This is a genomic window from Faecalicoccus sp. (assembly GCF_036552745.1).
Taxonomy (GTDB): domain Bacteria; phylum Bacillota_I; class Bacilli_A; order Erysipelotrichales; family Erysipelotrichaceae; genus Faecalicoccus.
In genome coordinates this window covers 1-9587 of sequence record NZ_JAXKBY010000064.1, presented here as the reverse complement: position 1 = coordinate 9587, position 9587 = coordinate 1, and the positions used below count along the sequence as shown (strand labels likewise).

The following is a 9587-nucleotide window of genomic DNA, read 5'->3' as shown; positions in this document are numbered from 1 at the left end:
CGAAGATCTCTACGCAATTCATTGATTTCCGCAACAGTCAATCCACGGTATTCAACCAATACGATGGAGCTGGCATCCTTCATCTTGTCAGCTAAGGCGTTAACGTTGGCTTCCTTTTGAGCAAGGATTTGTTGATTCATTCGTTCCACCTCTTTCTATTTATTGTAACAATATCCAAAAGAAAACCCGCATACAAGACGCGGGTCAATGGAATGCATTTCAAAAACTACTAGCATCAACCCTCGGTAACAAATTAAGTTCAATGAACAGTTACTGTCTTTGGAATATTGATAACAATCTAAATTTTACTGATTCTGGTATTTTTGTCAATTATCTTTCGATTGTAACACGGATACCAGGACCCATTGTTGTAGAAAGAACTAAGTTTTTCATGTAAGTTCCTTTTACAGTTGTTGGACGAGCTTTGGCGATCGTGTTGTAGATTGCACGGAAATTTTCAATCAGTTTATCATCTTCAAAGCTTACTTTTCCAATCATAACATTGATGTTTCCTTCTTTATCTACACGATATGTTACTTTACCTTTTTTAACTTCGTCCACGGCTTTGGCAACATCCATTGTTACCGTACCTGTCTTAGGGTTAGGCATTAAACCTTTAGGCCCCAATACACGACCTAAACGTCCTAACTGACCCATCATGTCTGGTGTAGCGATCAATACATCAAAATCCATCCAACCTTTCTGGATCTTTTCGATGATATCAGCGCCACCTACAAAATCAGCTCCGGCTTCCTGAGCTTCTTTTTCCTTGTCCCCCTGTGCTACAACACATACCTTCTGTGTTTTACCGGTTCCGTTAGGCAGAACCATAGCACCACGAATCTGCTGATCCGCATGACGAGGATCTACATTTAAGCGGAAGTTTACTTCCACACTTGCGTCAAATCCACATTTTCCAGTCTGTTTTGCCAAAGCAACAGCTTCTTCGATAGGATACGTTTTGTTACGATCTACCAATTTGCTGACTTCAGCATAGCGTTTACTTACTTTTGCCATAATTGATAAACCTCCTATTCAAATCCTTCGATTTTGATACCCATGTTGCGAGCTGTACCGGCAACGATACGCATAGCGGCTTCTACATCGTTAGCGTTCAAATCTGGCATCTTGTATTCAGCAATTTCTTTTAACTGATCTACTGTGATCGTTCCAGCTACCTGTTTCTGGTCACCGCTGGCTTTTTGAATGTTTGCTGCTTTTTTCAACATGACGGCAGCAGGGGTTGTTTTCAAAATGAAATCAAAACTCTTGTCTTCGTACGCAGTGATCACAACTGGTACCAAGTCCCCTTTACGGTCTTTTGTTGCATCGTTGAATGCTGTACAGAACTGTGGCATGTTGATACCGGCACTTGCCAAAGCAGGACCCGGTTTAGCTCCGCCAGCAGGGAATTGCAACTTACAAACCTTAGCAACTTTCTTTTTGCTCATAAGACAATACCTCCTAAATAGTTTGTTCTTATGCAGTGGTCCGACGAGTGGTTGCGCACTCTGCCACGCATGCTTACTTATATTATAAAAAAAGAGCGCAAAGTGCAAGGACTTTTCGCTCTTTTTCTAAATTTTTTCCTGTTTTTTCTAATCCCAGAAATCATCGTCATCATCCCAGAAGCTATCACCATAGTTATAGTCATAATTATAACTATTGTTGAAAGCGTTCTGAACGCTCCAGGAAAGCCTGGCTGCACTAAACAATAAGAACCCGGCAATCACAATGGAAATCGCCAATCCTACGATGGAAACGATCATCGCCAGTATCTTTACTTTTGTGATATCAAAGGACAACAGTGCCAAAACAACAGCTACTGCGCCGGCAATGATTGCCAAAATATTAAAGAAAAATGTAAATGGCGATAAAATTGTTAAAGCCATAGAACCTGCACCAAATACGATAGCCAGCACCGTCTTGAAATCCATAGACGTATGGCTTTCCGATGGCTTTACTTCACTTTTTTTCGAGTTTGGAACCTGCGGATGCGGTTTTCTTTCTTCTTTTTGTTCTGCGGTCGGGATCACAGGTGGAATTTGCTTGTTTTCCATAGTCATATCTCCTTATTGATTGGTTCTATTTTATCACGTTTTGCATATAAATGAAATTTGAGTACAATGTACATATGCAAATCATCGATCAGACCATACAAAATGTATTTCAAACCACACAATATTCCCTTACAAAGTTAGATAAAGGCATCAGCAATCATAATTATCTGCTGTGTGTTGATCAGAAAAAATATATCGTTCGTGCCCCTAAAAGTGAGCACTCCGCCCTCCATCTTCAATTTGAAAAAGAAAAGGAAGTCCTCCTGCATGTAAAAGATCTCGATGTAGAAACTCTTTATTTTGATACGATTAACGGCATAAAGATTACCAGTTATGTTCCTAACGTATCCGAGTTTCATGAGAGTGCTGATCCAAAAAAGTATGCCAAAGCCGCTTTATTATTGAAAAAGCTACATACAAAAAATGTACAGGTTTCTTTTTCCTTTGATCCTTTTTTTAAACTGGAACAATATAAGAATGCTATTAAGTCCCCTATTATCCATTTTGATCAAGAAGAAAAAATCTTAAATGCCGTCAAAGAAATCTATACACCGGATACACTTTGTCATAATGATGTCGTACAAGGCAATATCCTTTTTAGTCCACAAAGAGAATACTTGATTGATTGGGAATATGGTGCCATGAACGACCGACGTTTTGATATTGCCAGTTTCTTTAGTGAAAACCAGATCATGGATCCAGAGGCAAGAAGCCAATTTTATGAAGCCTATCATTTACCGATATCAAATACGCAAGTCTGCTTGTTTGAAGCTATGGCTGACATCTTATGGGGCTATTGGGCCAATATGCTCTATGAAAAGCGAAAAGAGCTCATCTACAAACAAATCGCAACAGAGAAAATGGAACACTATCATCATTTTTCCCTGCATTCTCTTTCCTCATTAATCCATACCTTATAACAGAAATCAGTTCATGCTGATTTCTTTTTATTTTAGAGAATAAACAAAAAAAGTCCTTTTCAGGACTTGCTTATCATATGGTGACGCGTACGGGATTCGAACCCGTGAATGCATGCGTGAAAGGCATGTGAGTTAACCGTTTCTCCAACGCGCCATGTATGTTAAACCTGCCTCCTTGGCAAGTGCTCACATATATTATCATGAGTTTTTTTAATGCGCAAGTACTTTTTTAAAAAATATTCTGGATTTTTACAAAAAAAAAAAGAACAAGCATTTCATTACATGCTTGTTCCTTCCGTTTTCGTTAATAATATATAAGCTGCTTTTAGATCATCTATTTTCGTATTTGAATCTTCTAACATAGCATACACCAAAGACATCTGTTTTAAATATTCAGGATCCGTATCTAGTCTTTCTTTATCCGGGTGGGTCACAATTTCAAACAGCTTATCACGCAATAAGAAATATTGAAATTCTTCTTCCACTTCATCCATCAAATCTTTCAGTTTCCAGGAAATATTATTTTCCGTGCGTACTGCAACACGCCCAAGGCGAATCCCTTTTTCTTTCAACAGCTTGGCAAAAAGCTGAATTTTATCTTGTTTCATCGTATCTAGAAACAAGAAATCTTCATAAAGCTTATTACTAACCGGTTTTTCTTCACTGGAAAATACTTTAGATATCACCAAATCTAAATGATTATCCCCTACTTCTTTAAATTCTTCCTGCAGATCGCTTAATACATTTTCTACGATTTCTTTTTGTTGTGAACCTTCTTTAAAATAAACCAAAATCATATAAGAACCCCTCTTTTGACTTCACTCCTGAAAATATATACAATACTGTCAACAGGAGGAAACTTCTATGAAAAAGATTATAGCACTATTTATGACATTCTGTCTTTGTCTTGCCCTAACAGGATGCCAATCCAAAGAAGATAAAGATATCCTTCCCTTTTTTTCCGCATTTCACAACACCTTAGATACAGAATCGGGTACGATTGAAGGAAGCATTGAAATGGCAAGCATTGAAAATTCGGTCATTGATTTACACATGCAATATCGCCAAGTCGATGATTTACAGTTAGCTTTGCGTGTTGATCTCGAATCCGGTGGAAACCGCCAGAATGATTTTCTTTGTTTCTACATCCGTGATGGAAAGACGTATCTAAATTCCATGGGCACTACTTCACAAAGTGTAGCTTCTAATTTAAGCCTTGATACCCATCAAAAGATTTCCGTAAAAGATCCTTTTATGAACTTTAGTGATGAAGAATTAGCTTCCTTCATGGAATCCAGCAGTCGCTCCGGAAATACATATTCCTACACTTTAAATTCACAAATGATTTCAACTCTGTTAGACTCTTACGGAACTGTTACGTTAAAAGAAGCCACTTTAGAAGCTGTCATAGAAGATGACATTCTTCAAGAGTTTACTTTGCGTATCGCCGGACAACAAAGCATTGTATCGGATTCATCAGATATTGATTTTACGATTCATTGTCAAATCAGTGATTTTAATTCACTGGATCAAGTTGATTTCCCGGATGATCTTACTAATTATTAAATCGTATCGCTTCAAGATACGATTTTTTATTGCCATGTTCTCTAATTTCCTCATTATTTAATGTTATAATGTATATAGAAATAATAGGAAAGGCGGAGTATTGATGAATAATAATTTTATTTTAAACAATGCTTTCTTTCTAAAGATTCTTTTGGTTGCTATTTCATTGATAATGTTATTGATTATAAAAAATATTTCCATCAAAAGAAATTGGAAACACAAGAAGCTGCTTCTATTTCTGAATCCCCTTTTATTTGGATTTATTGCCAGTGATATCTTTAATACCGGTATCGACAGAGCAGAGTTTTTATCCTTTCAATTTTATGGAGTCATCGCTATGATTATTCTGTTAATTCCAGCTTTATGGATCGACTACAAATGGTTTGCACCCAAAAGTGACGATTCTTTAAAAGATGAGGGTATTTCTTCTAAAGAGTAAGATTAATTTTTACTTATTTGTAAACTACTAAACATGTTTTAACACCACAAGTTTATCCCCATCACAAATCATTGTATCCCCATTGGGTACAATGATTTCTTTTTGTCGCTTGATCATGACAATTAAATAAGGCATATTTTGTGGAAGCTGATAAACCTTCTTTTGACACCATTTATGATGCTCATCAATATAAATTTCTTTCATCTGATAATTCTGTGTTTCTTCGAATGCATGTGCCGCCAATACTAATGTATCCCCTTTTTCCAAAAAGGTATTCCCATTTGGCATGATCGTTTCTTCTTTTTTAAGAACCAGTACCGCCAACATCTGTTCTGGTAATGCGATCTGAGAAATAGTCTTATTGACATATGTGTGATTTTCATCCATGTGAATTTGAATAAAACGAATTTCTTCTTCCTCCTGGTAATCATTAAATGTCTTTAAGATATTTCCTTGAGGGTCTTTCATTTTCATCCACTCTGTAAATTTAGGAAGCAAGGAACCTTGTACAATCAACGAAATCAACACGATAATAAAAACAATGTTAAATAAATTTAGCGGATACTCCACGCCTTTGGTAACTGCCATAATAGCAAACACGATTGAAGCCACACCACGTAAACCGGCCATTGAAATGACTGCGATTCTATTCCAGGAAAAACCTAACGGTTTCAACAACAAAGTACACACCAATGGTCTTGCGATCAAAATCATAAACAAAGAAATCCAGAAAGCATATGTAAACTGACTTGGTAAGGAAGAAGGGGTAACCAACAATCCCAGTAAAAAGAAAATGATCATTTGACAGTTTTCTGTCAATACATCAAAGAAGTGAACCATATCTTTTTTATCAGGCACATAACTGTTTCCCATGATGATACCACATAAGTAAACACTTAAATAACCATTTCCTCCTACCTTATAAGCAAAAGCATAAGACAATAGAGAAGCTGCAAACAAAAGGATCGTTCGTTCTGCCGAAGACAACTGATCCATTTGATGAAGCAGGAACAAAACACCTTTGGCCACCAAAACTCCAATTAGCACACCAAACCCCAATTGTTGTAACAACATCCATGGAATATGGATCGATTCACCAAGACATAAAGCTGAAAGAATCAATGTCAGCATGTAGGAAAAAGGATCATTCGAACCAGATTCCACTTCCAACAAGGAATCCGTATTTTGTTTTAAGGCCAGATTTTTAGAACGCAGCACATTAAAAACACTGGCTGCATCTGTCGAACACACCACAGCACCCATCAAAAGACTGGCGTACAGAGGAAGCCCAAATACAAAATAAACAAAGCCACCCACAAGAAAAGACATCAAAACTACGCCTACACTGGACAATAGAATAGCTGGAGCCAATATTTTCTTTGCCTGTTTAATATTGGTTCCAAAGCCTCCATAAAACATAATGAAAATAAGACAAGTAGAACAAATCGTTTCAGATAATGCATAATCGTCAAAAGAAATTTGAAACAAACCATCTACACCAAACAATATCCCCAACACCAAAAAGATTACCAATGAAGGGATGGGAAATCTTGCCAACAAATGGTTTAATAAAATACATAATATAAATACAACACCAATACCTATCAAAAGAACACTCAAAACATCACCTCCACAAAAAAAGAGCATGTTCCCATGCTCCTAATATACTAGATTTTTGATTTTTTCCCAAGTGAACTGTGGATCTCCAAAATGTCCATAACAACTTGTCTTATGATAGATTGGCTTTCTTAAATCCAGTTCCTGGATGATGTTGTTGACATCGAAGTTAAAATTCTTTTTGATCACATCCAACAGTTTTTCATCATCCATGATGCCGGTTCCAAAAGTATCAACGCATAAAGAAATCGGTTCTGCCTTACCGATGGCATAGCTGACCTGCACTTCCGCTCTTCTGGCCAGTTTATTAGCTACTAAGCTCTTGGCCACATACCGACAATAATAAGCAGCACTACGATCGACCTTTGTCGGGTCTTTACTGGAGAAGCAGCCTCCTCCAATACGGCCTCTTCCACCATAGGTATCGCAAACGATCTTACGGCCTGTTGTTCCGGAATCCCCAAAAGAACCACCTACGACAAAGCTTCCGCTTGGATTGATGAAGTATTTTGTGTTTTCGTCCAAAAACTTTTCATTGATACTTGGTTTAATGACCTCATTCATGATCAACTCGCGAATTTCTTCCTGTGTCGCGCTGGCATCATGCTGGGTGGAGACAACGATCGTATCGATACGTTTGATCTCATCATTTTCATATTCAACCGAAACCTGTGTTTTTCCGTCTGGTTTCAAGATCGGATTTTCCCGGCGAACCTTTGTCAGCTGACGAGCCAGCTTATGCGCATAATAAATCGTCAACGGCATGTATTCGCGACTTTCATCACAGGCATATCCAAACATGATTCCCTGGTCACCGGCACAGATTTCATCTCGATTGACCGCATTGTGAATTTCCGGAGACTGTTGGTTGACAACAACATGCACCTTGTAATCTTCGGTATAACCGATACGACGAATTTCTTTTAAGGCAATGGCTTCATAGTCAATATCAGCTTGGGTATTGGCTTCTCCATAAATCAACACAAAATCATCCTTGATCGTACATTCCACAGCCATATTGGAATAAGGATCCTGCTCTAAAGCGGCGTCCAGGATACGATCGGCAATCTGATCACAAATCTTGTCCGGATGTCCTTCGGTAACACTCTCACTGGTAAAGATATAGTTTTTCATACTGTTCCTCCATAAAAAAACATACTTCCTAAGAAGTATGTCGAAATCAAGATACTTCTTATCGTCTGTTAGCAGGACCACCTTAATATCTGCCGATATCAGGTTGGCGTGGGATCAACGAGCTAACTCTCTAACCCATCTCTTGATAATGCATTACTATTTAATCACAAAGGATTCTCTTTGACAACCAAAAGCATCATTTATTTTCTCGAATCACACGACATGGATTTCCGCAGGCAACGCTGTTATCGGGTATATCTTTGGTGACAACACTACCAGCTCCAATCACTACATTATTTCCAATATGTACGCCTGGTAAAATAACAACACCACCGCCGATCCAGACATTCTTTCCAATATATACCGGCGCCGTCTGTGTCTTACAAAACGCAAAGGAGCCATCTTCCTTTGGTTCACCAAATCGATCCAAAGCATTTGTAGGATGAAAAGCCGTATAAATCTGTACATTCGGTGCAATCAGAGCATTATCTCCGATATGAATCTCATTATCATCTAAAAAAGTACAGTTCATATTCACTTCACAGTTATCACCAAAATATATATTTTCTCCATAATCAACATAAAAAGGTGGTGTGATCCATAAATTCTTCCCCTGACCGCCTAAAAGCTCTTTTAAAATTTCTGCTTTTTTTACACCGTCATTGGATGGAATTTGATTGTATTCACACACCAGATCCTTGGCTTTATGCCATTGAGCCAATAGCTCAGTATCACCGCAGTCATACAGTTGACCTGCCAACATCTTTTCTTTTTCCGTCATCATACTACTCTCCTTTTTTCTTCTGTCTTCTTTGAAACTCTATATAAAAACGTCGTATAACACTGGTTGAAAGTAACCATGCAAACCAGAAGATCATTGCGGTGGAAAAGAACCAGGAAGGATCCGTCTTTTGTACGATCAGAAAAACAGATACAATGAAAATACCAATCAATACAGCACTTTTATTCACAAAAGAACGAAACAACGCAATCACATAGGATTCTATTTCCGAATAGAGAAATACATTGGTTTCTTCTTTTTCTTTCAGTGAATCATAGATTCCTCTGGCAAAATTCTCCAAGATTTTTTTCATAGCTTTAGTGTAGCACAAAAAAAGATACAGTTGGCATCAAGCCTCTGTATCTTCTTCCTGTTCCAGTTTCTTTAACAGCTTCCAAAAGGAATAACATCTAACAATTCCCAGAATCAATACGATGATCCCAATGATGCGAAATGCCTGATGATCGGCCACGATACCGCCAATCAAAATCACAAGCCCTAAGATCACCAGCTGCATCTGTCGAAACAAAACCTTTTGTCGATCACTCATATTAACGTACAACTGTACCGTTTGGCATCTCTGTTACCGGACTGATAATCGACAATCCCTTTTCAGAGCTTGCACAAAGAATCATTCCGTTACTATCAACACCACGCAGTTTAACCGGTTTTAAATTGGTCACGACAATAACCTGTTTTCCAATCAACTCTTCCGGTTTATAAGTATTGGCAATCCCACTGACCACCTGACGAATCTCTTCACCCATATCGATCTTTTCCACCAAAAGACGATCGGCTTTAGGATGTTTTTCACATTCAATGATCGTACCAACCTTTAATTCCACTTTGGAGAAATCATCGATTGTGATTTCTTCTTTAATTTCTTCTTTCTTTGGTTTTTCTTCCTTTTGGGCTTCCAATTCTTTATTCAGTTCTTCCATGAATTTCTTTTCATCAATACGGGCAAACAGAACTTCCGGTTTCTTTTCCATCTGGATGCCTGTTTCTAACTGTCCGAAAGTCTGAATCGAATCAAAATCACGTTGGTTTGTATGTAATGTATCTAAGAT

Annotated in this window: 14 protein-coding genes, 1 tRNA gene and 1 other annotated feature; of the genes, 3 read left to right on the top strand and 12 right to left on the bottom strand. The window is 37.9% G+C overall.

Going from position 1 to position 9587, the window contains the following annotated elements; all coding sequences use genetic code 11:
* The 4 genes from rplJ to U0M88_RS03165 all read right to left on the bottom strand — a co-directional run.
* Positions 1 to 140, bottom strand: a 140-nt coding sequence (rplJ, locus tag U0M88_RS03180; protein WP_331868882.1) for a 50S ribosomal protein L10, incomplete at its 3' end; no start/stop codon positions are given.
* Between the two features lie 30 nt (positions 141 to 170).
* Positions 171 to 301: a sequence feature (ribosomal protein L10 leader region), on the bottom strand.
* Positions 302 to 330: 29 nt separating this feature from the next.
* Entirely contained in the window at positions 331 to 1017 is a 687-nt protein-coding gene (gene rplA, locus U0M88_RS03175; RefSeq protein WP_117446985.1) for a 50S ribosomal protein L1, read from the bottom strand.
* 14 nt (positions 1018 to 1031) lie between these two features.
* The gene (gene rplK, locus U0M88_RS03170; protein ID WP_022789393.1) at positions 1032 to 1451 is read right to left on the bottom strand and encodes a 50S ribosomal protein L11; all 420 of its coding nucleotides are present in this window, start codon (positions 1449 to 1451) and stop codon (positions 1032 to 1034) included.
* A 147-nt stretch (positions 1452 to 1598) separates the two neighbouring features.
* Positions 1599 to 2060, bottom strand: a complete 462-nt coding sequence (locus U0M88_RS03165) for a hypothetical protein (protein WP_331868881.1) — start codon at positions 2058 to 2060, stop codon at positions 1599 to 1601.
* A 50-nt stretch (positions 2061 to 2110) separates the two neighbouring features.
* Between U0M88_RS03165 and U0M88_RS03160 the strand changes: the two genes are divergently transcribed.
* The gene (locus U0M88_RS03160) at positions 2111 to 2980 is read left to right on the top strand and encodes a phosphotransferase (protein WP_331868880.1); all 870 of its coding nucleotides are present in this window, start codon (positions 2111 to 2113) and stop codon (positions 2978 to 2980) included.
* A gap of 78 nt (positions 2981 to 3058) precedes the next feature.
* On the opposite strand, the gene U0M88_RS03155 is transcribed toward U0M88_RS03160, so the two are convergent.
* Together U0M88_RS03155 and U0M88_RS03150 are read right to left on the bottom strand one after the other, a co-directional pair.
* Positions 3059 to 3134 (bottom strand) — tRNA-Glu (locus U0M88_RS03155).
* Between the two features lie 124 nt (positions 3135 to 3258).
* The gene (locus U0M88_RS03150; protein WP_303972455.1) at positions 3259 to 3777 is read right to left on the bottom strand and encodes a DUF3783 domain-containing protein; all 519 of its coding nucleotides are present in this window, start codon (positions 3775 to 3777) and stop codon (positions 3259 to 3261) included.
* Positions 3778 to 3844: 67 nt separating this feature from the next.
* On the opposite strand from U0M88_RS03150, the gene U0M88_RS03145 reads away from it, so the two are divergent.
* The gene (locus tag U0M88_RS03145; protein ID WP_331868879.1) at positions 3845 to 4546 is read left to right on the top strand and encodes a hypothetical protein; all 702 of its coding nucleotides are present in this window, start codon (positions 3845 to 3847) and stop codon (positions 4544 to 4546) included.
* A 172-nt stretch (positions 4547 to 4718) separates the two neighbouring features.
* On the top strand, positions 4719 to 4985 hold the full coding sequence (locus U0M88_RS03140) for a hypothetical protein (RefSeq protein ID WP_331868878.1): 267 nt from the start codon (positions 4719 to 4721) through the stop codon (positions 4983 to 4985).
* Positions 4986 to 5012: 27 nt separating this feature from the next.
* Here U0M88_RS03140 and U0M88_RS03135 read toward each other — a convergent pair whose 3' ends face one another.
* From U0M88_RS03135 to metG, 6 genes are all read right to left on the bottom strand, one after another.
* Positions 5013 to 6632: a potassium/proton antiporter gene (locus U0M88_RS03135; RefSeq protein WP_331868877.1), complete on the bottom strand. Its 1620-nt coding sequence runs from the start codon at positions 6630 to 6632 to the stop codon at positions 5013 to 5015.
* A 12-nt stretch (positions 6633 to 6644) separates the two neighbouring features.
* A complete protein-coding gene (gene metK, locus U0M88_RS03130; RefSeq protein ID WP_331868876.1) occupies positions 6645 to 7736 on the bottom strand; it encodes a methionine adenosyltransferase in 1092 nt (363 codons plus the stop codon).
* Between the two features lie 196 nt (positions 7737 to 7932).
* Positions 7933 to 8520, bottom strand: coding sequence for a sugar O-acetyltransferase (locus tag U0M88_RS03125; RefSeq protein WP_442902228.1), 588 nt, complete (start codon positions 8518 to 8520; stop codon positions 7933 to 7935).
* 1 nt (position 8521) lies between these two features.
* Positions 8522 to 8830: a hypothetical protein gene (locus U0M88_RS03120; RefSeq protein ID WP_117446329.1), complete on the bottom strand. Its 309-nt coding sequence runs from the start codon at positions 8828 to 8830 to the stop codon at positions 8522 to 8524.
* A gap of 36 nt (positions 8831 to 8866) precedes the next feature.
* The gene (locus U0M88_RS03115) at positions 8867 to 9067 is read right to left on the bottom strand and encodes a hypothetical protein (protein ID WP_117446330.1); all 201 of its coding nucleotides are present in this window, start codon (positions 9065 to 9067) and stop codon (positions 8867 to 8869) included.
* Between the two features lies 1 nt (position 9068).
* Positions 9069 to 9587: methionine--tRNA ligase subunit beta (gene metG / locus U0M88_RS03110; RefSeq protein WP_331868875.1), on the bottom strand; the 519-nt coding region annotated here is incomplete at its 5' end.

What these genes read in the sequence shown, in the direction of transcription:
- U0M88_RS03115 (WP_117446330.1), bottom strand. Translation starts at nt 9,067, where the DNA reads ATGAGTGATCGACAAAAGGTTTTGTTTCGACAGATGCAGCTGGTGATC.
- metK (WP_331868876.1), bottom strand. Translation starts at nt 7,736, where the DNA reads ATGAAAAACTATATCTTTACCAGTGAGAGTGTTACCGAAGGACATCCG.
- U0M88_RS03120 (WP_117446329.1), bottom strand. Translation starts at nt 8,830, where the DNA reads ATGAAAAAAATCTTGGAGAATTTTGCCAGAGGAATCTATGATTCACTG.
- U0M88_RS03160 (WP_331868880.1), top strand. Translation starts at nt 2,111, where the DNA reads ATGAAATTTGAGTACAATGTACATATGCAAATCATCGATCAGACCATA.
- rplK (WP_022789393.1), bottom strand. Translation starts at nt 1,451, where the DNA reads ATGAGCAAAAAGAAAGTTGCTAAGGTTTGTAAGTTGCAATTCCCTGCT.
- U0M88_RS03135 (WP_331868877.1), bottom strand. Translation starts at nt 6,632, where the DNA reads ATGCTCTTTTTTTGTGGAGGTGATGTTTTGAGTGTTCTTTTGATAGGT.
- U0M88_RS03165 (WP_331868881.1), bottom strand. Translation starts at nt 2,060, where the DNA reads ATGGAAAACAAGCAAATTCCACCTGTGATCCCGACCGCAGAACAAAAA.
- U0M88_RS03125 (WP_442902228.1), bottom strand. Translation starts at nt 8,520, where the DNA reads ATGATGACGGAAAAAGAAAAGATGTTGGCAGGTCAACTGTATGACTGC.
- U0M88_RS03140 (WP_331868878.1), top strand. Translation starts at nt 4,719, where the DNA reads ATGTTATTGATTATAAAAAATATTTCCATCAAAAGAAATTGGAAACAC.
- U0M88_RS03150 (WP_303972455.1), bottom strand. Translation starts at nt 3,777, where the DNA reads ATGATTTTGGTTTATTTTAAAGAAGGTTCACAACAAAAAGAAATCGTA.
- rplA (WP_117446985.1), bottom strand. Translation starts at nt 1,017, where the DNA reads ATGGCAAAAGTAAGTAAACGCTATGCTGAAGTCAGCAAATTGGTAGAT.
- U0M88_RS03145 (WP_331868879.1), top strand. Translation starts at nt 3,845, where the DNA reads ATGAAAAAGATTATAGCACTATTTATGACATTCTGTCTTTGTCTTGCC.